This is a genomic window from Hymenobacter caeli (assembly GCF_013294115.1).
Taxonomy (GTDB): Bacteria; Bacteroidota; Bacteroidia; order Cytophagales; family Hymenobacteraceae; genus Hymenobacter; species Hymenobacter caeli.
Genome location: NZ_JABSNP010000004.1, coordinates 129555 through 155121 on the forward strand (window position 1 = coordinate 129555; position 25567 = coordinate 155121).

Here is a 25567-nt window from a genome sequence, read left to right on the forward strand (position 1 = left end):
CTATTGCGTGAGCATGAACGAGGCCATCTGCACGTCGCGCGAGTTGCTGCCCACCATCACCTGGAACTCGCCGGGCTCGGCCACGAACTTCAGGTCGTTGTTGTAGAACTTCAAATCCTCCACCGTGAGGTGGAAGGTGAGCGTGCGGCTTTCGCCCTTTTTTAGCAGCACTTTCTGGAAGTTTTTCAGCTCCTGCACCGGGCGGGTGCTGGTGCCTACCACGTCGCGCAGGTACAGCTGCACCACTTCTTCGCCGTCGGCGGGGCCGGTGTTTTGCACGGTGGCCGTCACGTCGAGGGCCCCGGCCATGCCGATGCTGGCGGCGCTGAGCGTGGGTCTGGATACGCTGAACGTGGTGTAGCTCAGGCCGTAGCCGAAGGGGTAAAGCGGGTCGTTGGGGATGTCGAGGTAGCGCGACTTGTACTTGTCGAGCTTGACGCCGGCGTAGGGGCGGCCGGTGCTTTTGTGGTTGTAGTAAATCGGAATCTGGCCCACCGCCCGCGGGAAGGTGGCCGTGAGCTTGCCGGACGGATTGTAGGCCCCGAACAGCACGTCGGCCACGGCGTGGCCGCCCTGCGTGCCCGAAAACCAGGTTTCGAGGATGGCGTCGGCGTTTTGGTCTTCCCAGGGCAGCGTCAGGGGGCGGCCGTTCATGAGCACCACCACCAGGGGCTTGCCGGTGGCTTTCAGGGCCTTGAGCAGGTCGAGCTGGCGGCCGGGCAGGCCTATGTCGGCGCGGCTGGCGGCCTCGCCGGTCATGCCCTGGCTTTCGCCCACCACGGCCACCACCACGTCGGCGCTCTGGGCGGCGGCCACGGCTTCGGCAATCAGGGATTCGGGGGCCCTGGTATCAATGTTCAGCTCGCCGCCGTGGGCGTTCAGGCGGTCAATCATCTGCGGGTCGTCGGCCACGTTGGCGCCCTGGGCCATTACGATTTTCACGCCCGGGGCGGCGGCCCGCAGGCCCTGCTCCACCGACACGGCCTGCTTCCAGTCGCCGGCCCCGCTCCAGCTCCCGATCATGTCGCGCTGGCGGTTGGCCAGGGGCCCCACCAGGGCAATGGTGCCGGTCTTTTTGAGGGGCAGCGTCTGCTTGTCGTTTTTGAGCAGCACGAAGCTGCGGCGGGCCACGTCGCGCGCGTCGGCCAGGTAGGCGGGCTTCATCAGCGTGGCCTTGGCGCGCTTCTCGCTCACGCCGTGGTAGGGGTCGGTGAAGAGGCCGAGGCGGTACTTGGCTTCCAGCACGCGGCGGCAGGCCAGGTCGATGTCGGCCTGGGCCACGGTGCCGTCGGCCAGGTTCTTCGCCAGGTTGTTGAGGAAAATCTCGCCCACCATGTCCTGGTCGATGCCCGCCTTCAGCGCCAGCTCCGATACCTTTTTGTCGTCGCCCAGGCCGTGGGCCTCCAACTCGTTAATAGCAGTGTAGTCGGTGGCCACGAAGCCCCGGAAGCCCCACTGCGTGCGTAGCAAGTCGGTCATCAGGAACTTGTTGGCCGTGGCCGGGATGCCGTTCACGTCGTTGAACGACGACATCACCGAGCCCACGCCGGCCTCCACGGCCGCCTTGTAGGGCGGCAGGTACTCGTTGTACATGCGCTGGAGGCTCATGTCGGTCGTGTTGTAGTCGCGCCCGGCCTCGGCGGCCCCGTACAGGGCGAAGTGCTTGAGGCAGGCCATCACGCGGTTGGGCCGGGTCAGGTCGTTGTCGGGGCCCTGGTAGCCGCGCACCATGGCCCGGGCAATCTGCGACCCCAGGTAGGGGTCTTCGCCGCTGCCCTCCATGATGCGGCCCCAGCGCGGGTCGCGGGCAATGTCCACCATCGGCGAGTACACCCAGTTCACGCCGTCGGCGCTGGCCTCGTCGGCGGCAATGCGGGCGGTTTTCTCCATGGCCGGCAGGTCCCACGACGCGGCCAGGCCCAGCGGTACCGGGAAAATGGTGCGGTGCCCGTGAATCACGTCGTAGCCCAGCAGCAGCGGGATGTGCAGCCGCGACTCCTTGACGGCCAGGGCCTGGAGCTTGCGGGCCGCCACCGGGGTGTAGGTGTTCAGCACGGCCCCCACGCGGCCCTTGCGGATGTTGGCGTCCACGTCCTTGCTCACCACGGGCCCCGTCACGTCGAAGCCCACGGACACGAGGTTGAGCTGGCCAATCTTCTCCTCGGGCGTCATCTTGCCCAACAGGTTATCGATGAAGGCCGTCATTTTAGCGTCGGGCGCGGGCAGCGCGGTTTGGGGCGCGGCGGCTTGCTGGGCCGCCGCCGGCAGGGCCCCCAGCGCGAGCAGCAGTAGGGCGGCGCGCAGGGTACGGGTGGGGTGGGTCATGAGAAGGAAAAGGGAAAAGAATTGGTAGAAGGGCGGGGTGGGGCGGGGTGGTCCGGCGACTTTTTCAGTCGTCGGGCCACTCTTATCCGTGAACGGTTGACGATTGAACAGCGGTTTCGGGGCGTTGTAAGAGTGGTCCGACGACTGAAAAAGTCGCCGGACCACCCCGCCGCCCCACCGCCCCACCGCGCCCCGCGCCACCCCGTGCCGGCGCGAAATTGCCTATGGCTTCTTGACATCCGGGCTCTCAAACCCCAGTTTGGTCAGGCCGCGCTGCACCTCCGGGGCGCTCATGAAGAGCTTCCAAAGCAAGCCGCTGCGGTGGTTCTCCATCATGGCCACGATGGGCCCCTCGTCGATGGCCAGGTACGAGGTGGCGTACCAGTTGTGCGCCTCGCTGTAGCCGTCCACGAAGCCGTAGGGCCCCCAGATTTTATCCCCCAAATCGTCGTAGAAATGGCGCAGGGCCCGCATCGACTCGGCCGGCGCGTAGGGCATGGCCGAGAGGGCCGCGGTGGGCGAAATCACGCCCAAATCCTCGGTGGGCGAGTGGGCGGCGTAGCCCTGGTAACTGTCTGAAGCCGTGAGGCCCCAGGCGTTGGGGCCGTAGCCGGGGTAGTGCCTGGGGTTGGCCACGCAGTAGGCGTAGTTGATGCGCGTGTGGTTTTGGTTCTGCGCCCAGTAGTCGGCGTGCGCGTCCTTCAGGCCGTGGGGGTTGAGGCCTAAAAACGAGTAGTGCGAGAAGAACAGGGGGCCCCCCAGCTCGGGGCCCAGGGGCAGCGGCTGGCCGTAGTAGGTTTTGCCGTTCAGGTAGTCGGGGCCCGTGGCCCAGCCCTGGTCGTACACGGCCTTGTCGATGGCGTAGCGGGGCGAGCCGGCGGCCAGCACGTAGGTCACCAGGGCCTCGTTCCAGCCGTGCAGCTGGTGGTTCATGCTCCAGCCGTTGTTGGGGCTCCAGTGCCAGTACAGCACGTTCTGGCCTTGGGTGAACCAGCTCCACTCCACCCCCTCCCACATCCAGCCCACCTTGTTGCGCACGTTGCTTTCGTCGGGCGTGTCCTGGGTAAAGTACTGGCGGGCGCAGAGCAGGCCCTCGTACATAAAGGAGGTTTCCACGAGGTCGGCCCCGTCGTCTTTGGGGCTGAAGCGGATGGTGTGGCCCGTGGCCCCGTCGTACCAGTGCGGAAACGCGCCGTGGTACTGGTCGGCCTTCCACAGGAAATTCACAATTTTGCTCACCCGCGCCGCCGCCTGGGCCCGGGTAATCCAGCCCCGCTCGGCGGCCACGATGATGGCCAGGATGCCGAAGCCCGTGCCGCCGGTCGTCACCACCTCCGCCCCGTAGTCATACGACTTGTTGCTGCGCTCCCGCGCCATGCCGCTCACCGGGTGCCCAAAGTCCCAGAAGTACCGGAACGTCTGCCGCTGCACCTGGTCGAGCAGCTGCTCGTCGCTGAGGTGGCGGGGCCGCTGGCGCGGGTCGAAGGCGGCCGGCGCGGCGGGTTTTTTGGCGGGTTTCGGCGTGGGCTGGGCGGCTAGGAGGCCGGGCAGCAGCAGCAGAAGCAGGAGTAGTATGCGCATTTGGTAGCAGGCCGTTTTTTTAGGACGTGTATTTGTCGTTCAGCGGTGCGCCTCACGGGACCCCTCTGGGGCCGGCCCCCTCTCCGTTGGAGAGGGGGTGCGTTCAATTTGCTTGTTCAAATTACTGGTTTACCCTATTCAATCGTTGAACGCACCCCCTCTCCAACGGAGAGGGGGCCGGCCCCAGAGGGGTCCCGTGAGGCGCACCGCTGAATGGTCTAAAAGTGAAATCAATACCCCGGGTTCTGGGTCAGCACGCCGCCGCTCAGGTCAATCTGGGGCTGCGGGATGGGGAAAATCTCGTGCTTGCCCTTCACGAAGGTTTTGCCCTGGGCCGCGAAAATGGGCACGATGCGCCCGGGCGTTACGCTTTCCTGGCGCACGAGGTCGAAGAAGCGGTCGTGCTCCATGGCCAGCTCCACGCGGCGCTCCTGCCAGATGTTGGCCAGCGTGGCGGCCTTGGGGCCCAGGCCGGCGCGGGTGCGCACGGCGGTGAGGTCGGCGGCGGCGGCCCCGGCGTTGCCGATTTGCAGGGCGGCTTCGGCGTGGATGAGCAGCACCTCGGCGTAGCGCATGATGCGGACGTTCTTGGGCAGGTAGTCGGTGTTGCCGCAGTTGGGCTCCTTGGTGCGGCTGTGGTAGGCCTTGTAGCTGTAGCGCGACCCTTCCACCGAGTCCTGGCTCGGGATGCGGAAGCCGTCCCAGAGCACCGTGCCCTGGTTGGTGATGGTGATGATGGTGCCGGCCTTGCGCACGTCGCCGGCCTCGTAGGCGTTGGCCAGGGCCAGGCTGGGCGTGTTGAAGCCGTAGCCCAGGTCCGACCAGCCGTACTTGCCGCCGGCCCGGGGCCCCTGGCAGATGGTGTAAATCGGCACGGCCGAGTTGTTGCAGGCCGCGTTCACCCCGGTCTGCACCTCGAACACCGACTCCGAGTTGTTGTTGCCCACCGTGCGCCAGATGTCGGCGTAGGTGGGGTACAGGGCGTAGCCGCCGTTGGCGATGACGTCGGCGGTCAGGTCGAAGGCCTTCTGGTAGTTTTTCTGGTAGAGGTACACCTTGGCCAGCATGGCCTCGGCCGACTGCTTGTTGGCGCGGCCCACGTCGGCGGTGGCCTTGGCCGGCAGGTTGTCCACGGCAAATTGCAGGTCGCCGATGAGGAAGGCGTAGATGTCGGCCACCGAGGCCCGGGTCTGGAGCGCCGGGTTGTTGGCGTCGCCGGCCGTGGGCACGCCGTTGAGCAGCGGCACGGGCCCGAACAGGCGCACCAGGTTGAAGTAGAAGTAGGCGCGCAGGAAGCGCACCTCGCCGATTTGCCGGTTCTTGACGACGTCGGCGGCCGGGCTCAGCGGAATCTTGTCCAGGGCCTGGTTGGCGCGGGCCACGGCCTGGAAAAAGCCGTTCCAGGAATTGTTGACGTTGCCGTTGGACGAGGTGGCCGTGAAGTTGTCGATGTTCAGCGCGTCGGTGTAGTCCGACGGCGTGCTGCCCTTGTCGGCGTCGTCGGAGGCAATGTCGGTGAGGATGATGTACTGGAAGCCGCTCACGTCGGGCCCGAAGCCGCCGAGGTACAGGGCGTTGTACACGCCGTCCACCAGCTTCTGGGCGGCGGCGGGGTCGGCCTTGATGGCGTCTTCGCTGAGCTGGCCCTGCGGGGCCACGTCGAGGAACTGCTTGCAGCCGCTGGCCACGGCCAACGACACGGCCAGGGCGGCCACGCCGGCCCGGCGGCCCAGGGATAGGGAGGAGGATTTCATAGGGGAGGATTGATTCATTGTTGATTGTTAAATTGTTGGTGGCTGATTGTTAAATGGTTGATTGGTAACCGCTAGGTTATTAGAATCAACAATTTAATAATCAACAATTTAACAACCAATCTATTTGAAGTTAGCGGTCAGGCCCACCGTGAGGGTGCGGGGGGTGGGGTAGCTGCTGGTGTCGCCCACCAGCTCGATGCCCGAGTTGAGGGGCCCGCCGGGCAGCTCGGGCGTGAAGCCCGTGTACTTGGTGGCCGTGAAGATGTTCTGGCCCGACAAAAACAGCCGCAGCGTGGCAATGTGGGCCTTGTCGAGGCCGGCGGCCGGGAAGGTGTAGCCCACGATGACGTTGGTCAGGCGCAGGTACGAGCCCGATTCCAGGAAGTACGTCGAGTTGGGCAGGCTGCTGGCCAGGGTGCTGGGGTTGGTGTTCGAGGGGTGGGCGGCCGTGTAGCGGTCGTTGGCGAAGCTGGCCTCCACGTTGTCGGTGCCGGCGTAGCGGGCCTGCTTCTTGGCGTTGTACACCTTGTTGTTGAGGTTGCCCGAAAACACGAACGAGAGGTCGAAGTTGCGCACGTTGACGCCGCCGTTGACGCCGAAGTACACCGGCGGCTGGTACGAGCCGAAGTAGCTGCGGTCGTTGAGGTCAATCACGCCGTCGCCGTTGGTGTCGGCGTACTTCAGGTCGCCCACCTGGGGGCCCCCGTTGGGCCCGGTGCCGAAGGTCGATTTGGGCGACTTCGCAATCTCGTCGGCCGTCTGGTACACCCCGATGGCGTCGAGCAGGAAGAACGCCCCGGCCGGCTGGCCGTTGTCGGACTTCGTCACCAGGTTGGCCCCCGCGAACAGGGCCTGCCCGCCGTTGAGGTTGGCGATGCGGTTTTGGTTGAAAGTGGCGTTCACCCCAAAATTGTAGCTGAAGCCCTCGCCCACCTTGGCCCGCCAGTTCAGGGCTGCTTCCACGCCCTTGTTGGTGATGTCGGCGGCGTTGGTGATGAGCTGGTTGTCGGGGTCGCCGAGGATGCCGGGGATGGTAATCGGAATCAGGGCGTTGCTGGTGCGCTTGCTGTAGTAGGTCAGTTCGCCGGTGAGGCGGTTGTCGAGGAAGCCGAACTCCACGGCCGCGTCGTACTCGCTGGTGGTTTCCCAGTGCACGCTGCCGTCCTTCAACTGGCTGATGACGGCCCCCAGCGTGGGCTGGCCGTTGATGACGTAGGGCACGTTGATGTCGGCCGTGGTCACGTAGGAGTTGGTCGGAATCTGGTCGTTGCCGAGGCGGCCGTAGCTGCCGCGCAGCTTCAGAAAGCTCAGGGCCTTCACGTCTTTCAGGAAGTCTTCGTCCGAGAGCACCCAGCCCACGCCCAGCGACGGAAACACGCCCTCGCGGCGGTCGGACGCGAACTTCGACGAGGCGTCGTAGCGCAGGTTGGCCGTGAGCAGGTACTTGCCCGCGTAGGCGTAGTTCACGCGGCCCAGCACCGAGAAGCGGCGGTCTTTCGAGGGCAGCATCCCCGGGTCGGGGGCGTTGGGGTCGTAGGGGTTCACCACCGACGTGTTGGGGTCGCCGGTGTTCAGGTACCACTGGTTGGGGTCGGCGGGCACGCCGCGGCGGAAGCCGTAGAGCGGCGTGGTCTGGCCTTCCTCGGTGGTGGTGCCGGCCAGCACCGTCAGGTCGTGCTTCTCGCCAAAGGTCTTGTGAAACGTGGCCGTGTTCTCCCACAAATAGCGGTAGGAGTTGTTCTGCATCACGCCCAGGCTGCTGGTGGGGCTTTGCTGGTTGCCGCCGGCGACGATGAACGTGGCGGCGTCGTTGTTGAACTGGTAGTTGTAAGTCGTGCGGTTGTTGAAGTTCAAATCCAGGTTAATGGCCGAGCGCAGGGTGAGCCACTCCACGGGCCGCACGTCGAGGCCGATGTTGCCCTGCAAGCGGTTTTCGAGCGAGCGGTTGTTGTTTTTGTCGATGTCGAGCAGGGGGTTGCCCACGTTGCCGTAGGCGGCGGTGTTGCCGTACAGCTCGCCCTGCCGGGCCGGGATGATGGGGGCCGCCCGGTAGGCGTTGAGGTAGGCCGCGCCCAGGTTCACGTCGCGCGTGTCGGCGTGGCTGTACGAGGCCTGCGAGCTGATGGTGACTTTATCCGAGAGCGAGAACGAGGTATTGGAGCGCACCGTCAGGCGCTGGAATTTGTTCTGCGTCACGATGCCGTCGTCCTGCAACAGGTTGCCCGAGAAGTAGTAGCGCACGTTGTCCGTGGCCCCCGACACGGCCAGGTTGTGGTTCTGGAAGGTGCCGCGCTTCAGGATTTCCTTGTACCAGTTGGTGCTGCCCGTGAAGCCCGGGTAGCTCGGAAAGGTGGTGCCCGGCGACGTGTCGGTGATGTAGCTCTTGTACTGGTCGGCGTTGGCCATCTCCACGATGTGGGCCGCTTCCTTGAAGCCGTAGGTGCCGCTGTAGCTGAGCACCGGCTTGCCCAGGGCCCCCTTCTTGGTGGTCACGATGATGACGCCGTTGGCCCCGCGCACCCCGTAGATGGCGGCGGCCGAGGCGTCCTTCAGCACGTCAATCGAGGCGATGTCGGCGTTGCTCAGGTTGCGGATGTCGGTGGTCTGCACGCCGTCCACCACGTAGAGCGGGTTGGCGCCGGCCAGCAGCGTGCCCGTGCCGCGGATGCGCACCGTGGGCTGCGAGTTGGGCGAGCCGTCGCTGATGATCTGCACGCCGGCAATTTTGCCTTGCAGGGCCTGGGTGGGCGTTTGCACCGGCTGGTTCACGATTTCGGAACCCTCCACCCGGGCCACGGCCCCGGTCAGGTCGCGGCGGCGCTGGGTGCCGTAGCCCACCACCACCACTTCGCTCAGCGACCTGGCGTCCGGGGCCAGCGCCACGCTGAGGGTCGTCTGGCTGCCCACCACCACTTCCTGCGGCGCGTAGCCCACGAAGCTGAACACGAGCGTGGCCCCATCGGGCACGGCCAGGCTGAAGTTGCCGTCGGGGTCGGTGGCGGTGCCGGTGGTGCCGCCCTTCACCACCACGTTCACGCCGGGCAGGCCCTGGCCTTTCTCGTCCACCACGCGGCCCGTCACGGTACCGGCCGCTTCGGGCTTCAGCACGATGCCGTCGTCGGTGAGGGTGTAGCCGATGCGCAGGGGCCCGAGCAGGGCCGTCAGCACCTGGCCCAGGGGTTGCCCGGTGGCTTTCAGGCTCACATGGCGGTCGGCCCGGATGAGCTGGCGGCTGTACTGAAAGTGCGCGTCCGTCTGCTTCTTAATGTCGGCCAGCACCCGGTACACCGCCGCGTCCCGGGCGTTGAGGGTCACGGCCTGGGTCAGCGAGGGCTGGGCAGCCGTGGGGCCGGCCGCCGCGATGCTGATGGTGCTCAACAGCGTGAGGCACAGGGGCTGGAGCAAGGCGGCCCGCTTGAGGCAGGGCCGGCTCGGTGAGGGAAGTAGCCTTGGTAGCATAGGGTGGGAAGAAAAAAGTGAATCAATGGGCGGAGCTGCCGCCGCGCAGAACGAGAATGCTCGGTGTTATTCATCCCGGGTGTCCAGGCCCGCAGCCGGGATTATGCAAACGATTGCAATGAATATGCGTGATTTAATCAGAATTAAATTGCCTGACAGCCGGTCGAATGAAAAGTAATTTGCGCGTCGGCCTGCGAGTAGGTGGCCCCCGTGGCCTGGCACAGCACGTCGAGCTTCGCGAAGAGCGAGGCCTGCCGGCGCAGGTTGAGGTTGACGGTGCAGCCCGCCACGGCCGCCGGGCTGTAGCGGATGTCCACGCCGTAGGCCGTTTTCAGGGCTTCGAGCACCTCGGCCACCGGCCGGTTGTCGAAGGCAAACGGCTGGGGGGCCAGCAGCACCGGCTGGGCCACCAGCTCGCGGTGCAGCTGCTGGCGCGCCGGGGCGTACACGGCCTGCTGGTTGGGCAGCAGCAGGATGGGCCCCGGTACGGCGGCCGCGGTGGCCCCCCCTGCCGCGGGCCGCAGGGGGCTCACGCGCACTTGGCCCGTGCGCACTTGCACCACGGTTTCGGCCTGTGCCGGGTAGGCCCGCACCGTGAAGCTGGTCCCCAGCACGCGCGTCACCACGTCGGCGGTGTACACCTGGAAGGGACGGGCCGCGTCGTGCGCCACCTGAAAGAACGCCTCGCCCACGAGGTACACCGTGCGCCGCCCGCCGGCAAACCCCGGGCGGTAGCGCAGCTGGCTGGCCGGCCGCAACGTGGCGCGGCTGCCGTCGGGCAGCCGCACGGCCAGGGCCCCGGCGGTGGCGTTTTGCCGCACCAGCCACGGCCGGGCAGCGGCCGGCGCGGCCGCCCGCGGCGCTTTGGGCCCGGCGGCCGGGGCCCCCAGCCACCGGCTGCCCACGCCAAGGCCCGCGGCCACGGCGGCCGCGGCCAGCCACTGCCAGGCTGCAGGCGGCCAGCTACTTAGCCGGCGGGCGGGCCGCAGCTGCTGCCACAGGGCCCGCCGGAGCGCCTCGCGCCCGTCCGCCGACAGGGCCGGGGCCGGCCCGTCGGGCTGGGCGGCGTACCAGGCTTCCACGGCCCGCATCTCGGCGGGGGTGCAGGTGCCTTCGCGGTAGCGGTGCAACAGGGCCTGGAGTTCGGTGGGGGGCATGGGAAGGGAAACGGCCGGCGAGGCCGGGTTCATTTTGTAAGTCGGAGAACAACCCCGTTACCCTGGCCGGCCCGTAAAAAATAAAACTCCCGGCCCCGGGGCTCTACCACAGCCAGACAAGGGCCAGCAGCACGAAGTCGCGCAGGCTCACGCGCAGCAGCTTGAGGGCCCGGGTGAGGTGGTACTCCACGGTTTTGGGCGAGAGCCGGAGGCGGCTGGCGATTTCCGGCACCGAGCGGTGCTCGAAGCGGCTGAGCCGGAACACGGCCTGGGTGTGGGCGGGCAGCTGGCGCAGGCCGGCCAGCAGCGCGGCCGACAAGTCGCTGGCCGCCAAGGCATCTTCGGTGCCGTGGTCGGCGGCGGCCTGGCGGGGGCGCTGCTGGTCGAGGTAGCCGGCGTGGGCCAGGCGGGCCCGCAGCGCATCAATGATGCGGTAGCGGGCCGCGCCCAGCAGGTAGGCCTTGAGGTAGTCGATGGCCAGCTGGGCGCGCCGCTGCCAGAGGGCGGCCAGCACGTCGTGCACCACTTCTTCGGCCAGCTCGGGGGCCCCCAGCTTGCGGTAGGCCACGACGTAAAGCTCGTACCAGTAGCGCTCGTAGATTTCCGCAAAGGCCGCCTCGCTGCCCGCGCCCAGGGCCCGCACCAGGGCCGCGTCGTCGTGCCCGGCCAGGGGCCGGGGCACGCGGGGCGCAGACGAGGCAAACAGGGGCATACCGAATCGGAAAAGCAGGGCCGGGCCACAGCGTGGGGCCCGGCGTACCTGCCTAATCATGCGCGGCCCTCTACAATGTTAATCAATTATTCTAAATTATTGGTAGAATAATGACGGGCCAATAATGCAGACGGTGCCCCCGGCCAGGGAGCGCCGTTGCGGCACCAAACGGCCGCCGTCCGGAAAGCCCGCCGGTGGAAAGCCGTTACTTTTTTACGAGGTCGATTTTATCGACGCCCCGGCTCGTGCCCCGCCAGGTCATGGCCGGCGGCCCCTGCGCTACTTCTAGGGTGAAATTATCGCCGATCAGCCCCAGGTATTGCAAGAAGGCCTCTTCCTCTTCGGTAGGATGCGAGCCGACGGGGAAGTTGTACTCGAATAAAAACAGCGCTGGGGGGCCCTGGTCGTGGACAAGGCGCTCGGGGCTGGCCGTTAGTTCAAATTGAACGGGGTAGGTTTTGCTCTTGTAGTGCAACAAGCCGGTGAAATCGGCATAGCGCGGGTCGGCCGGCGAGTGCCGGGCCACGGCCGCCGGCCGAATGTCGATGGTGGCAAAGTCTTCGTACACGCTATCCTTCCGGAAGTAACTGACGGGCTGTGCCTTAAAGGCCAGGCGCCGCATCGCCCACGTGCCCGCCACCGAGGGGCTCACCGCCTGTACAATGTCCGCACTTTTCTGGTCGTAATCCACCTTGGGGGCCACTTCGGGGGCCTTGGCGCACTGGGCCAGCAGCAAGCCGGCCGGTAGCAGCAGTAGAGCGGAATAGTTTTTCATAGCAATCAGTAAGGTAAAAGTAAAAAAAACTGTATTTTTAACGAGTAAAATACTGCTGATTAAAAATTTACAAAATTAATTGGTGGCCCCGGCGAGAATCGAACTCACATCTAAAGTTTAGGAAACCCTTGTTCTATCCGTTGAACTACGGGGCCGTAGCGGCCGGCAAAAGTACGGCCCACCCGGCGGTTTCTTACGACTTATACACCAGCACAATGCCGAAGGAGAGCACCGTGAGGATGAGGCCCACCATGAAGATGGAGTAGCTTTTGCGCAGCAGGCCGTACTTGCGGGCCAGCACCTCGCCGAGGTAGTACACGTCGGTGACCATGTTGGTGTAGAGGGCGTCTTTCTCGCGCATCAGCTCGCGCATGCCGGCCTGGAAGTTGTCGAGGCTGAGCTTGGTGAAGTTGCCGAAGAACAGGAGGTTGACGCGGCGGTTGCTGGCAATTTCGGGACTTTTCTTGAGCCACTTGAAGCTCGTCACGTCGGGCTGGGCCGAGAGGATGGCCGTTACCACCGAGCCCAGCGAGGTGAGCAGCAGGATGCCCATCGGCACGGCCAGCATGGGGTTGCGGGTGAAGGAGGGCCCCAGGGCCGAGCTTTTGGCCCCCAGGTAGGTGATGATGACCGAGAGCAGCACGGCGTTGAGCGAAATCATCATGCTCGCCTTTTTGTCGGCCATGTCGCTCAGCTTCATGTGGTTGCCGTACATGGTCCGAAACATGGTTTCGATGCCGCGCTTGGGCTCGGCGAAGGTTTCGGTTTTGGCCTCGGCGCGCTTTTTGGTCTTTTTCTCAATCTTTTTAAGCTCCTTCCGCTGCTCCTTTTTGTTGGCTTTGAAGTCTTTGCCGTAGCGCTCTTTGCCGGCCTCGGAGCGAAACTTGTGGCCCCGCATGAATTCGAGCTGCAGCTCGGCCCAGTCCTCGCTGGCGTAGGTTTTGCCCAGGGCCACCTCCCACTCGGTGCGCAGCAGCTCGGCGCTGGCGCGGAAGTCGTCGCGGGCCAGGTTGCTCAGGTCGGCGTCCACGAGCAGCTTTTGCAGCTCGGTGTCGGCCGGCTCGTCGCGGTGGGTGGCCCGGATGAGGTCCTGCACCAGCTGGCGGCGGGCGGCGGGCACGTTTTGGGTGGCCAGCCAGGCGTCGGCCCGCTCCATGGAGCGGTACTCGTGGCCGTCGTACACGTCGAGGTAGCCGGTGTCGTGGAACCAGGCGGCCACCAGCAGGGCCTCGGTGTCGGGGGCGTCGAGGGCGGCGGCGGCGGCCAGGGCCCGGGCCTCCTTGGCCACGGCGGCGGTGTGGCGCAGCGTGTGGTAGGTGAGGGTGGCGGGCAGCTGGGTTTCGAGCAGGGGCGTGACGTAGGCCTGCGCGGCCTTGGCCAGGGCCGAAGGCTCGGGCTTGGGGGCCTTAGCGGCTTTGGGGGCTTTGGCGGGCAAGGCCGGGTCGGGGCCGGCCGCCGGGGCCGGCGCGGCGGCCGGGGGCGAAGCCGGAAGGGGGGAAATATCCATGCGGGGGCGGGACGAAAGGGCCGCGCAACTGCTTTCAACGCAAACGCGGGCGGGCAAGTTAAACCCGCCGGCCCGGCCAACGTGCCCCGGCCCGGTTAGTTTTGCGGAACCCCGGTCCGGGGCGGCCTTTAAATAGTTATTTTGCCATATATTCTTCGATGAAGACATTTTTCCGCTTCATTATTCTGCTCGGCCTGCTCGCCGCCCGCCCGGCCCCGGTGCGGGCCCAGCTGGAAGAGATTGGCGAGGCCGGCGAGTCGCCCGACAACCCGCTGCACCCCAAGCCCAACTACCGCCGCGCCGGCCGCGCCTGGAAAAACACCCCGCTGCCCGACTCCAGCCACCTTACCTACTCCGTGTTCCTGATTGGCGACGTGGGCAACCCCGTGCTGCCGGCCAACGGCGGCGAGCCTTCGCTCAACTTCCTGCACCGGCAGATTCTGCGGGCCGGGGCCCGGAGCACCACCGTGTTTCTCGGCGACAACATTTACAACCAGGGCATGCCGCCGGTGGGGGCCGTGGACCGCAAAACGGCCGAGGGCCGCATCACCGCCCAGCTTGATATTTTGAAGGGCTACCGGGGCGAGAAGTACATGACGCCCGGCAACCACGACTGGATCCAGGGCACCCGCAACGGCCTGGCCCAGGTGAACCGCGAGCAGGAGTTCACGGAAAACTACCTTAAGCAGGACTCGACCAAGTTTGCCTACACCGGCGACTTCTGGCTGCCGCGCGACGGCTGCCCGGGGCCCTACGAGGTGCGGGTGCAGGACAACCTGGTGCTGATTTTCCTGAACTCGCAGTGGTTCCTGACGCCGCCCGAGTTCCGGGCCGCCAACGGCTTCTGCGGCATCGCCACCGACGCCGACATCTACGCCGAGGTGGACGACATCATCGCCCGCAACCAGGACAAGCACATCATGGTGATTGCCCACCACCCGCTGTACTCCGACGGCGTGCACGGCGGCTACTTCACCTTTGCCGACCACTTGTTTCCGCTCAGCATCGTGTTCAAGTACGCCTTCGTGCCGCTGCCCGTCATCGGCTCGATTTACCCGCTGGCCCGCAAGTACGGCGGCATCAGCCAGGACCTGGCCTACCCGGCCTACCAGGCGTACAAAAAGGCCCTGACCACGATTTTTGACAAATACCCCAACGTGGTGTACTCCAACGGGCACGAGCACAACCTTCAGTACTTCAAGGAGGGCAACACGAGCTACATCACCAGCGGCTCGGGCTGCAAAACCCAGCACGTGAAGCCCGGCCGCGCCGGCGGGGCCCTGTTTTCGGACAAGGAAAAGGGCTTCGCCCGGGTGAACTACTACGACAACGGCCAAGTGTGGGCCGAGTTCATCGTGCCCGACGGCAAGGGCGAAACCGCCCACCAGGTGTACCGCACCCTGATGTACACCCGCGCCGACCGGGGCGTGGTGGCCGCGGCCGCCGGCAAGTCGGGCAAGAAGAAAAAGAAGAAGAAAAAGGACGACGACGACCAGTCCGAAGCGCCCGTGGCCGGCCTGCCCGCCCAGCGGCCCGACTTCGGCCGCGACAGCCTGCGCACGCTGGCCGTGAACCCGGCCTACAACCGCCACGGCAAGTTCCACGACTGGCTGCTGGGCCGGCACTACCGCGCAGAGTGGGCCACGCCGGTGGCCTTCCGGGTGCTGGACATCGCCACCGAAAAAGGGGGCCTGACGCCCTACAAAACCGGCGGCGGCAAGCAAACCGCCTCCCTGAAATTGCGCAACGAGGCCGGCCACGGCTTCACGCTGCGCACGATTGACAAAGACCCCGCCGCGGTGCTGCCCGAGGCCCTGCGCACCGGCCTGGCCAAGGCCGTGCTGCAAGACCAGGTGTCGGCCCAGCACCCCTACGCCTCGTTTGCGCTGCCGCCGCTGGGCACGGCGGCCGGCATCCTGCACACCAACCCGGTGCCGCGCTACATCCCCGCCGACCCGCTGCTGGGCCAGTACTACCGGCAGTTTGCCAACACGCCGGTGGCCCTGGAAGAGGACGTGAAGGACAGCCAGAGCAACGTAGCCAGCCTCGACTTCGCCACGAAGCTGGTGGACACCGACAAGATGCTGGAAAAGCTGCTCGACGACAACGACAACCGCGTGGACGGGGTGGCCTTTGCCCGCTCGCGCCTGTTTGATATGTGGATTGGCGACTGGGACCGCCACGAGGACCAGTGGCGCTGGAGCGAGCAGAAGGGCGCGGACGGGGCCCGCACCTACGTGGCCGTGCCCAAGGACCGCGACATCGCCTTTTTTAAGGGCGACGGGGTGCTGCCCTACCTCAGCAGCCGCAAGTTCGCGGTGCGCAACTTCCAAAACTTCGGCTACGACTACGCCGACTACAAGGGCCTGAACCAGACGGCCCTGAGCAACGACCGTACTTTTCTGGGGGGCGTGAGCCGGGCGCAGTGGGTGGAGCAGGCCGAGTACCTGAAGGCCCATTTGACGGATGAGGTCATCGAGAAAGCCTTCAAAGACCGGTGGCCGGCCCAGATTTACGCCCTGCACGGGGCCGAAATCGTGGCCAAGCTCAAGAGCCGCCGGGCCCTGCTGCCCGACGTGGCCGGCAAGTACGCCGACCTGCTGGCCGACATCGTGGAAGTGCGCGGCACGAAGAAGAACGAGAAGTTCACGGTGGACCGCCGGCCCGACGGCACCACCCGCGTGACGGTGGAGAAAATCAGCAAGAAGGGCAAGCTGAGCACGATTTACGACCGCACGCTCGACGTGAGAATCACCGACGAGCTGCGCCTCTACGGCATCGCCGGGCAGGACGTATTTGAGGTGCGCGGCGACGTGCAGAACGCCATTAAGCTGCGCATCATCGGCGGCACGGGGCGCGACTCCATCATCGACCGCTCGCACGTGGCCGGCATCCGCCACCGCACCCAGGTGTACGACGCCGACACCGGCAACGTGGTGCTGACCGGCTCCGAGGCCCGCCTGCGCCTGGAGCCGGGCGTGGACGTGAGCCGCTACGACCACCCCAAGCGCTTCGACCTCAAGGACTACCGCCTGAACTACACCGGCCCGGCCGTGTTCTTCGGCTACAACATCGACGACGGCCTGCTGCTGGGCGGCGGCGTCACGCACCGGCGCTACGGCTTCCGGCGCGACCCCTTCGGCTCGGAGCAAACCCTGACGGCCAACTTCGCCCCGGCCCGCGAGGCCTACAACCTGCGCTACACCGGCCAGTTCACCCGCGTGTTCGGGCACGTCGACCTGCACGTGGCGGCCCAGTTCTACGGCCCCCAGCTGCTCTACAATTTCTTCGGCCTGGGCAACGACACGCGCAACCTCGCGGTGCGCCCCCCCGACCAGCCCCGGGCCACCAACTACACCGTCAACAACTCGTACCGGGTGCGCTTCAACCGCTTCTCCGTGGCCCCCACCTTCGAGCGGCACATCCTGAACTTCATCAAGGTGGGCGTGGGGCCCCAGTACGAGCAGTTCCGGGTCGAAACCGACCCCATTGGCAAGGTGATTCAGGACAGCATCGGGCCCGGCAACGAAAACCGCCGCTTCGGCGTGCGCTCCTCTGACTTCAAATCCAACGAGTACCTCGGGGGCCTGTTCTACTTCAACATCGACGCCGTGGACGCCGACAAGGACACGCGCATCGGCCTGCGCTGGCACAACGAGGCCCAGTACAACTTCCAGCTCAACAGCGAGAAGCTGACCTACGGCCGTCTCAGCTCGGAAATCAGCGCCTACCTCACGCCCAGCTTCCCCTTCCGCATCACCTACGCCGGGCGCGTGGGCGTGCAGCACAACCTGGGCGACTACCGCTTCTACCAGGCCAACACGCTGGGCGGCACCACCAACCTGCGCGGCTACCGCCGCACCCGCTACGCCGGCCGCACGTCCCTCTATGGCAACTTCGAGGCCCGCCTGCAGCTCTTTAGCTTCAACGCTTACCTATTTCCCGGCACGCTCGGCGTCCTGGGCCTGGCCGACGCGGGCCGCGTGTACTCCGACGCGGACGTGCGCCGGGGCCTCGACGCCTTCCACACCGGCTTCGGCGGCGGCGTGTACGTGGGCATTCTCAAGCAGGCTATCATCAACGTGACCTACTCGGTGGGGGAGGAGAAGCTGGTGTTCGTGGGGTTTAATTTTTTGTTTTAGGGCCCCCAGCAGTTTCAGCAAGAAGCCCCGGCTGCCAGTGTGGCGGCCGGGGCTTTTTGCGGGCACTGCCGGGTCCCTCAAGCCTGAAAGATATTGCTGTTATGGTATTCCAAATAAAGTGCCGATGGTTTGTTATTGACTGCCCTTGGTAATATCAGCAGGTCTTTTCCGTGGTACTGGTAATACTCTTTGCCATTATCAAATTCTTCGCGAATACGCTTGCTGACTTCAACCTTGAAATCAGGTGTTATTGTGAGGTAGCCTTCGTCAAATAGCTTGTGCATATCGGAGCGTAGCAATAGCCCATTAGTGGTCAGGTTTGGCCCCGCTGAAGCATAGGGCCTGATGTGCGCTGCTTCCAATACGGGCAATGTTTTCTCACCAGTTATGGCGCACCGCTTCGCATAGGCATCGGTCACCGAAAGCCGGAAAGCACCCTGACCAATGCGCACTTTGCGTAAAACCGATTCCCCGTACTGCGGAGTGTCTTCGGCAACCACGAAGGCGTTGCTGCTGGTAGTCGGAACATTGGTAAGATAATTTGCTACCGTTGCTTCCAGTCGCTGCCATAAAGCGGCACCAACACTGTCCTGCGTGTTGTACGTTTTGCCCTGCACAATGCTATTGCTCCAGTTAGTGGGAGCTGGTATCCAGTCCTCCTCTCTAAAAAATACTGGATTAGTAAGCGCGATGCAGCCAATTAAAGGGTTGCGGTCTGCATCGCCTCGGTACTGCTGAATAGCAGTCCGAAACTGCTCCAGGGTATCAAACCCGTTACGGCTCTGAAAAGTATTCCAGGCCAACGAGAGGGGCAGTTGGCTTTGGGCCGCAAAAAAGCCCATTCCGCCAATTGTATTGTGAGGGCTTTTTAGCTTGAATAAGAAGGGGCCACCTGGTTCTAAAACCCGAAAAGCTGTTTGCCCACCGGGCCGCCAGAAGTTTACATCTTCTGGCGTGCGGCCACTCAAATAATTATACCATCGCCAATCGGTAGCGCCGAGATAATATTTCATAGCCTGCAAGTTAGTCTCGCTACCCCCGCCGCGCCCGCCGCTCAAACAGCGGCTGGTTCACGGCACCATTTACCCCCGCAGCGCGGCCGTCACGGCATCGAGGCGGAGCACCAGCTCCTCGTTGCTGGGGAAGAAGGGGCGGAGCTCGGCGGGCAGCGTGTCGGTGAGGGAGTAGGTGGCCACGCCGATGGGCTTTTGCACGTCGCGCAGGGCAAACTCGACCACGGTGCGCTGCTTGCTCTGGCAAATAATGATGCCGATGCTGGGCTGCTCGTGCGGCTTGCGCACCGTCTCGTTCAGCAGCGAGAGGTAGAAGTTCACCTTGCCCGCGTACTCGGGCCGGAACTCAGTTACTTTCAACTCCACGGCTACGAGGCATTGCAGCTCGCGGTGAAAAAGCAGCAGGTCGATAAAATACTCCTGCCCTTCCAGCTCCAGCCGGTACTGGTTGCCGATAAAGGTGAAGTCGCCGCCCATCTCAATCAAAAAGCGGCGCACGTTGCCGAGCAGGGCCTGTTCCAGCTCGTGCTCGGAGTGCTCGGGCGCCAGGGCCAGGAAGCCGAAGGTGTACTCGTCGCGCAGGGCCAGGGTAGCGGCGGGCAGCTGCGCTGGTGGCAGGGTAGCAGCAAAATTCTGTTGGGCCAGCACCGTGTTGTCGTAAGCGCGGGCGCGGATTTGCTGCTCCAATACGGCTTTGGTCCAGCTGTTATTTCTGGTCTGCGTCAGGTAATAAAGCCGCTCTGCGGAAGTCTTGCACTTCTCGAAAATCAGCACATTATGAGTCCAGCTAATTTCTCGCACCAATGGTGCGAGAAATTCATCAGCCCGGTATTCCAGAAAAAACGAGCGCATTCGCCACAAGTTGGAAGCGGAAAATCCACTTACGCCCACAAACTCCATCTGCAGGTCGCGGGCCAGGGTTTCGACCACGCTTTTGCCCCAGCCGTGCTGCTGCTGGCGCTCGGCAATAAGGCGGCCCAGGTCCTAGTAAAGCTGGATTTGCTGCTGGTTCACCTGCTGCAAGGCGCGGTACTGCGCCTCGCGCACGCGCTGCTTCACGGCCAGTAGCAGGGTGGAATAGTCGGCAGGCGTGGGCTGCATAAGGGGGGGGGCGAACGGGGGTGGAACAGCAACTTACAACCGCTAACAGCACCCGGCAAATCCGCTACCCCAGCCGCGCCAGCAGCTCAAACAGCGGCTGGTTCACGTAGTAGTTGCTTTTGGCCGGCTTGTGCTTGTGCAACGGGCCCCCGGCTTCGGCGGCGGCGTGTACGTGGACGTGCTCAAGCAAGCCGTGGTGAACGTGACCTACTCGGTGGGCGAGGAAAAGCTGGTGTTCGTCGGGTTCGATTTCCTGTTTTGGGGCCCGCTACTGCCCGGCGGGGCACGGGCCCCGGGGCATTGCAAGCGCCCTGGCCATGGGGTGAAAAGGCGTAAAATACGATTTTAATACGATTTTAATGCATGTAAATCAGTGTATTGGCGTTAGTATCCAGCTTATTCAATCCGAATGGAGGTGCCCATCGTAAGAAAATGAATTCACCAAATATTCATTTTGCATGAGATATTCTTCGCTCAAAAGCGTCGGTTCGCTTTCCCTGCTGCTGGGCCTGACCGGCCTGTTCACTGCCTGCCAAGACGATTCGGATACGGTTACCATCAACAAAATAGACCTGACTTTCCAGGCCCTCTCCGACAACAACCAGCTGCTCCAGTTCAACGCCAACAACGTGGCCACGGCCCCGGCGGCCGTTACCATTACCGGGTTGCAAAGCAACGAGCGCATCCTGAGCGTGGACTACCGGCCGGCCACGGGCCAGCTCTACGGCCTGGGCAGCACCAGCCGCCTGTACGTCATCAACCCCGCCACCGGCGTGGCCCGCGCGATAGGGGCGGGGGCCTTCACGCCGGCCATCAGCGGCACGTCGGCCACCATCGACTTCAACCCCACCGTGGACCGCCTGCGCCTGGTGAGCAACACGGGCCAAAACCTGCGCCTGAACCCGGAAACCGGCGCCGTGGCTGCTACGGATGGCAGCATCAACGGCGCGGCGGGCGCCACCGTGGCGGCCGCCGCCTACACCAACCCGGTGGCGGGGGCCAGCACCACGGTGCTCTACGACATCGACCCGGCCACCGACAAGCTGTACCGCCAGGACCCCCCCAACGACGGCACGCTGGTGGCCATCGGCGACCTGGGCGTGAACGTGACCGGCGCGGCCGGCTTCGACATTGCCGCCGTGGACAACAACGCCTTCGCCGCCCTGACCGTGGACAACCGCGCCGGGCTGTACAAAATTGACCTGGCCACGGGCCGCGCCACGCGCTACGACAACTTCCCGGCCGGCACGAACATCATCGGGGTGGCCATTCCGACGCAGGCCGTGGCCTACGGCGTGGATGCCGACAACAACTTCGTGGCCTTCAACCCGACGGCCCCCCAAACCCAGGTGGCCAAGCCCCTGACGGGCTTGCAGACCGGGGAGCGCATCGTGGGCCTCGACATGCGGCCCCTCAACGGGCAGCTCTACGGCCTGGGCAGTACCAACCGCCTCTACACCATTAACTCGTCTTCCGGGGCCGCCGCGGTGGTGGGCACGGGTACGCCCCTGGCGCTGACCGGCACCAACTTCGGCTTCGACTTCAACCCCACGGTGGACCGGATCCGCATCGTCAGCGACGCCGGCGTTAACCTGCGCGTTAACCCCGCCGATGGGGTGGCCATTGTGGACGGCAACCTGAACCCCGGCACGCCCAGCGTGACGGCCGCCGCTTACACCAACAATTTCGCGGGCGCCACCACCACCGTGCTGTTCGCCATTGATTCCAACACGGATGCCCTCTACCGGCAAGACCCGCCGAACGCCGGCACGCTGGTATCGGTGGGGGCCCTGGGCGTGAACACCACCGGCGTCAACGGCTTTGACATCGGGGGCACCAGCGGCACCGGCTTCGCCGTGCTGACCGTGGGCACCACCGCCAGCGTCTACACCATCAACCTGACCACGGGCGCCGCCGCCAAAGGGGCCGATTTGCCCCGGCCGTTGCAGGCCATGGCCGTGGGCCTCGGGTTCTAGCCCGGCGCCCTACGGGCCCCCCGCGGCCCGTGTGCCGGGCGGGCCACCGCCACCAAAGGCCCCGTACCAGCCATGGTGCGGGGCTTTTTTGCGCCGTTGTGCTGCGTAATGACGCGGCCGCGGCAAGGCCCGGGCGAGCCGGGCGGGCCCTGGGGCCGGGGCGGGCTGACGGGGAAATTGCGCCGGGCCCCAAGCGGCTTTTGCTGCGCCTGCGCTGTAAGCTGCTGCTCCGCCACTGGCCTGCGGCTCAGGCGGTTTTTGGGGTCAAAAACTTTCCTTTCAGCCACCGCCGCACCGGCTCGTCGTACAGCTTGAGGCAGGCGTAGGCCAGGGCAATGGCGGCGGCAAACGTGAGCAGGGCCACGGGCAGCGCCAGCGCCAGCGGCGGCTTGTGCCGGCTCACCCAAGCGGTGTACGTGTAGATGAGGGGGTAGTGCGTGATGTAGATGGGGTAGGACAGGGCCCCCAGGAACGTGCAGAGCCGCCCCGCCGCCGCCCCGGCTACCTGCCCGCTGGCCCCCAGCCACACCACCAGCGGAAACAGTAGGATGATGCTCAGCGAATCGTAGAGGCCGTTTTGCCACAGGTGCGCGGCCCCGCCCACCCGCGGGCAGGCCAGTACCGCCACCAGCAGCAGGCTGCACCCGAGAAAAGCGTGCGGCACCCGGCCCAACACCGCCACGCGGGACAGCAGCAAGCCGGCAAAAAACGGGTACAGCATCCGGGTGAAGCCGATGCGCAGCTGCTCGGCGTTCAGCGACCAGCCGCCGATGACGTCGCCGGTGGGGCTGCTGACGGCCAGGTGCACCAGGGCTGCCCCGGCCAGCGCCACCAGCACCGCCAGGGCCCCCTTGGACAGCCGCCGGGCCCCGAGCGCGTACAGCAGGTTGGCCACGTATTCGAAGAACAACGACCAGCCGGGCCCGTTGAGCGGGTGCATCTCCTGCCAGCCCCGAATATCCAGCGACAACGGCACCGGCAGCAGGGTGCACCCGATGGCCATCACCAGCAGCATTTTCCACACCGGCACCTGGGCGATGGCGGGCCACAGGGGCCCTGCCTGGAAGTAGAAGCACGCGGCCCCCACCACCATGCCCAGCACCACCATCGGTTGCAGGCGGATGAGCCGGGCCTTGAAGAAGTCCTTGAGCGTCAGCCGGCCCTACCGGTCGTCGTAGGCGTAGCCGATGACGAAGCCGGAGAGCAAAAAGAAAAAATCGACGGCCAGGTAGCCGTGGTTGATGACCTGGTCGAGGTGGCTGGTGGCGTGCGCCTCGCACAGGTGAAAGGCCACCACCAGCAGCGCCGCCACGCCCCGCAGCCCGTCCAGAATGGCGTAGTGCGGCTTGGCGCCCAGCGTGCTGGTGGCCGGCCCGGCCGCTACCCGTGGTTTCATGTAATTAAGCTGTTTGCTAGTGGTTTAAGTCGCCTGATCCACCGGCTGGCCGCGCGAAGCGGGCCGTAAGATACACCAGCGGGTGGCCCGCCCTGCCCCTGCGCACGGCAGCCTCCGCGCGTGGCAAAAGAAGCCGGGCCGCCACTGGGCCAAAACCGGTTCCCCGGGGCCCTGCCGCGTAATTTTGGGCCCCCAACCCGCCCGCTCATGGTTCTTGGTTTCAACGAAGCCTTCATCCCCGCCATCGTGGCGGGCACCAAAATCCACACCATCCGGTCAGGGCAGCGGTGGCGGATGGGAGCGGTGGCGCAGTTCTGCGCCCGGGCCCAGCAGCCGGATTGCTACGAGTTCTGGGGCCCCTGGCCCATCGTGCGGGTGCAGGAGGTGGAGCTGACGGCCACCGGGCTGCGCATCGACGGCCGCCCGCTGGGCCCGGCCGAGCTGCTGGTACTGGCCCGGGCCGATGGGTTTGCCACGGCGGCCGCGCTACTGGCCTTTTTCGCGGACCAGATGCCCTTTCACGGCCAGCTCCTGCACTGGACCGATTGCCGGTACTAACCGCGTGCCCCAGCGGGGCCCGGGCTTGCCGAACCCGGGCCGGGCCCCGGCCAGCGCGGCCATTACGGCGGCAGGGTCTGGACATCCGGGCTACTGGTCGAGGTTTTGGGGGCCTACGCCCGGAGATTTTCCGCTGGGGCCATTTCCGGCCGTGGGTTTGCATAAGGTAGTTTAGGCAGCGGTTGCTGGTTTTTGGTATCACAACCAGCTGTCTTTTAAACACTTTATCGTAAAACGCCATGAAAAATATCCTGTCTGCCTCGTTTGCCGCCGCTGCTTTGCTTACGGCCGCCAGCGCCTTCGCTGCCCCTGCTACGAACCAGGAGGGCCCCCGCCGCCCGCCCGTGGCGCAGGGCCCGGCCCACTACGGCGACCACCGTTTTGACGGGGACTACGACCGCGGCCCCCGCCCGGACTACCGGCGGGAGCAAGACCGCCGCGCGGCCTACCGCTACGACCGCGCTTCCAACCGCGACGACCGCGGCCCGCGCTACGGCTACGAGCCCGCGCAGGTAGCCTACCCGCAGCGGGCTTATCCGCAGCCCCAGCCCCAGCCGCGCCGCCCCGTGGCCGTGGCCATCCAAATCCACTTGTAACTACTTCACCGCTTTTCGTTTCCTTTCATCTTTTCAACCCCCTTAACCCCATCCCCATGAAAACTGCCCTGCTTTCGTTCGTTACCGCCCTGGGCCTGCTGGCCGCCACTGCCACGGCCGCTTCGGCCGCTCCTTTCGACCGTGACCACGACCCGCGCCACATGTCGCGCACGGAACGCATCCGCTACGAGCGCGAGCAGCGCGACCTGGAGCGCCGCCGCGACCAGGAGCGGGCCCGCTGGGAAGCCCAGCACCGCCACGATGACCACCGCGGCCACTAGCCGCCGGGGCCCCGCCGCCCCGGCTACGCCAACGGCCCCGCCTTTCGCCCGAAGGGCGGGGCCGTTGGCGTAGCCGGGGCCCGGCGAGTGGTTATGCCTTCACGCGTTAAGCCCTGCGCCATTTTAAGTTGGCGCCGAGGCTTCCCTCAGCCGCGCCAGCCGCTCTAGCAGCTGCTGCGCAAACTTAATCCTGGAGGGAGAAGCGAAACGGGGGGGGTAAGCAAGTGCTGGCTTCAAAACGCATGGCCGCGCAGCTGAGCTTACCACGCCACTCAGAACTCCCGGGCCCGGTCCTCAATTTTCCGGTACGGGGTTTTGAAGAAGGCATCCACGGTCTTGTTGAATTCCTCGGCGTACGCCACCAGCGTGCTGTGCCCGGAGTTGGGCAGAATCCATAGGTACGCTTGGCGGAGGCTGGCAAAGATTTCCAGCGTGTGGGCCGGGCGAATCACGTCGTGGTCGCCGCCGATGACGAGCGTAGGAACGGCAATCTGGTGGAGCGCGGCCCGGGAGATGTGGGGCTGCTCCACCAGCAGCCGGAAGTACTTGTGCACCAGCGAGTCCAGCGGGGTTTTCGGCTGCGGCTGCTTGAACAGCGCGTTGAACTTCGTGTACGTGCGCGTCACGCGCCGGAGCACGTCGGGCTCGACGGCCGTGGTGTCGGGGCGCAGGTTGGCCCCCGTCACGGCCAGCATTTTCACTTTTTCGGGGTGCCGGATGGCCAGCAGCAGCCCGTTGATGCCCCCGTCGCTCCAGCCCAGCACCCGGGCCGAATCGACGTGCAACGCCGTTAGCAGGGCCGCGTAGTCGTCGGCCATCATCTCGTATGAAAGCGAATCAATCCGGTTCACCGATTTGCCGTGCCCCCGGCTGTCGGCTACGATGACCCGGTAGGTTTTGGCGAAGTACGGAATTTGCTTTGCAAACGCGCTGATGCTGCTCCCGTTGCCGTGGATGAGCAGCAGCGGCGGCCCCGCCCCGTACACCTCGCAGTACATGCCAAACCCCCGGAGGCGGTAAAACTTGCCCGCTTTGGCGTCCCGGCCGTAAGTGGTCGTCTTTTGCAAACGCTCGTAGGCGGCTTCTTTGGCGGCGGGGCTCTGCGCAAAGGCCCGCCCGCAACCGAGCAGCAGGCCCAGGAAGAATACGGCTCTCAGAGTAGGCGCGGGGCGGCACAAAAACTTGAAGCAAAGCAAATAAGCAGGCATGGAAGACGGGCTGAATGAGCGTTGGG

The 25567-nt window shown here is 65.3% G+C and carries 17 protein-coding genes, 1 tRNA gene and 1 pseudogene; 6 read left to right on the forward strand and 13 right to left on the reverse strand.

What is annotated here, in order from left to right; genetic code table 11:
• From bglX to HNP98_RS05910, 9 genes are all read right to left on the reverse strand, one after another.
• A complete protein-coding gene (gene bglX / locus HNP98_RS05870; protein WP_173809112.1) occupies positions 1–2325 on the reverse strand; it encodes a beta-glucosidase BglX in 2325 nt (774 codons plus the stop codon).
• Positions 2326–2547: 222 nt separating this feature from the next.
• On the reverse strand, positions 2548–3906 hold the full coding sequence (locus tag HNP98_RS05875) for a glucoamylase family protein (RefSeq protein ID WP_173809113.1): 1359 nt from the start codon (positions 3904–3906) through the stop codon (positions 2548–2550).
• 230 nt (positions 3907–4136) lie between these two features.
• Positions 4137–5660 (reverse strand): RagB/SusD family nutrient uptake outer membrane protein, encoded by a 1524-nt coding sequence (locus tag HNP98_RS05880; RefSeq protein WP_173809114.1) that lies wholly within the window; start codon positions 5658–5660, stop codon positions 4137–4139.
• 120 nt (positions 5661–5780) lie between these two features.
• Positions 5781–9119, reverse strand: a complete 3339-nt coding sequence (locus HNP98_RS05885; RefSeq protein WP_173809115.1) for a SusC/RagA family TonB-linked outer membrane protein — start codon at positions 9117–9119, stop codon at positions 5781–5783.
• Between the two features lie 143 nt (positions 9120–9262).
• The gene (locus HNP98_RS05890) at positions 9263–10276 is read right to left on the reverse strand and encodes a FecR family protein (protein ID WP_173809116.1); all 1014 of its coding nucleotides are present in this window, start codon (positions 10274–10276) and stop codon (positions 9263–9265) included.
• A gap of 103 nt (positions 10277–10379) precedes the next feature.
• On the reverse strand, positions 10380–10988 hold the full coding sequence (locus HNP98_RS05895; RefSeq protein ID WP_173809117.1) for an RNA polymerase sigma factor: 609 nt from the start codon (positions 10986–10988) through the stop codon (positions 10380–10382).
• A 205-nt stretch (positions 10989–11193) separates the two neighbouring features.
• The gene (locus HNP98_RS05900) at positions 11194–11763 is read right to left on the reverse strand and encodes a hypothetical protein (protein ID WP_173809118.1); all 570 of its coding nucleotides are present in this window, start codon (positions 11761–11763) and stop codon (positions 11194–11196) included.
• Positions 11764–11843: 80 nt separating this feature from the next.
• Positions 11844–11918: transfer RNA gene (locus HNP98_RS05905), tRNA-Arg, on the reverse strand.
• Between the two features lie 38 nt (positions 11919–11956).
• Positions 11957–13270, reverse strand: a complete 1314-nt coding sequence (locus HNP98_RS05910) for a Pycsar system effector family protein (RefSeq protein WP_173809119.1) — start codon at positions 13268–13270, stop codon at positions 11957–11959.
• A 158-nt stretch (positions 13271–13428) separates the two neighbouring features.
• On the opposite strand from HNP98_RS05910, the gene HNP98_RS05915 reads away from it, so the two are divergent.
• Positions 13429–17412, forward strand: a complete 3984-nt coding sequence (locus HNP98_RS05915; protein WP_173809120.1) for a metallophosphoesterase — start codon at positions 13429–13431, stop codon at positions 17410–17412.
• Between the two features lie 77 nt (positions 17413–17489).
• Here the strand turns inward: HNP98_RS05915 and HNP98_RS05920 are convergent, their stop codons facing one another.
• Positions 17490–18425 carry an HNH endonuclease gene (locus tag HNP98_RS05920; protein WP_173809121.1) on the reverse strand — a complete coding sequence of 312 codons (936 nt, stop codon included), beginning with the start codon at positions 18423–18425 and terminating at the stop codon, positions 17490–17492.
• Between the two features lie 69 nt (positions 18426–18494).
• Entirely contained in the window at positions 18495–19406 is a 912-nt protein-coding gene (locus HNP98_RS05925; protein WP_246275009.1) for a PDDEXK nuclease domain-containing protein, read from the reverse strand.
• Positions 19407–19656: 250 nt separating this feature from the next.
• Here HNP98_RS05925 and HNP98_RS05930 point away from each other — a divergent pair, with 250 nt between their 5' ends.
• Both HNP98_RS05930 and HNP98_RS05935 read left to right on the forward strand, forming a co-directional pair.
• Positions 19657–19875: a hypothetical protein gene (locus HNP98_RS05930; RefSeq protein WP_173809122.1), complete on the forward strand. Its 219-nt coding sequence runs from the start codon at positions 19657–19659 to the stop codon at positions 19873–19875.
• Between the two features lie 109 nt (positions 19876–19984).
• Positions 19985–21502 carry a DUF4394 domain-containing protein gene (locus HNP98_RS05935; protein WP_173809123.1) on the forward strand — a complete coding sequence of 506 codons (1518 nt, stop codon included), beginning with the start codon at positions 19985–19987 and terminating at the stop codon, positions 21500–21502.
• A gap of 247 nt (positions 21503–21749) precedes the next feature.
• On the opposite strand, the pseudogene HNP98_RS05940 reads toward HNP98_RS05935, so the two are convergent.
• Positions 21750–22898, reverse strand: a pseudogene (locus HNP98_RS05940) (acyltransferase family protein).
• A gap of 207 nt (positions 22899–23105) precedes the next feature.
• On the opposite strand from HNP98_RS05940, the gene HNP98_RS05945 reads away from it, so the two are divergent.
• The 3 genes from HNP98_RS05945 to HNP98_RS05955 all read left to right on the forward strand — a co-directional run bounded on the left by HNP98_RS05945 (position 23106) and on the right by HNP98_RS05955 (position 24333).
• Positions 23106–23456, forward strand: a complete 351-nt coding sequence (locus tag HNP98_RS05945) for a hypothetical protein (protein WP_173809124.1) — start codon at positions 23106–23108, stop codon at positions 23454–23456.
• A 239-nt stretch (positions 23457–23695) separates the two neighbouring features.
• Positions 23696–24052, forward strand: coding sequence for a hypothetical protein (locus HNP98_RS05950; protein ID WP_173809125.1), 357 nt, complete (start codon positions 23696–23698; stop codon positions 24050–24052).
• A 56-nt stretch (positions 24053–24108) separates the two neighbouring features.
• Positions 24109–24333: a hypothetical protein gene (locus HNP98_RS05955; RefSeq protein WP_173809126.1), complete on the forward strand. Its 225-nt coding sequence runs from the start codon at positions 24109–24111 to the stop codon at positions 24331–24333.
• A gap of 272 nt (positions 24334–24605) precedes the next feature.
• On the opposite strand, the gene HNP98_RS05960 is transcribed toward HNP98_RS05955, so the two are convergent.
• Positions 24606–25541, reverse strand: coding sequence for an alpha/beta fold hydrolase (locus tag HNP98_RS05960; protein WP_173809127.1), 936 nt, complete (start codon positions 25539–25541; stop codon positions 24606–24608).
• Between the last annotated feature and the right edge of the window lie 26 nt (positions 25542–25567).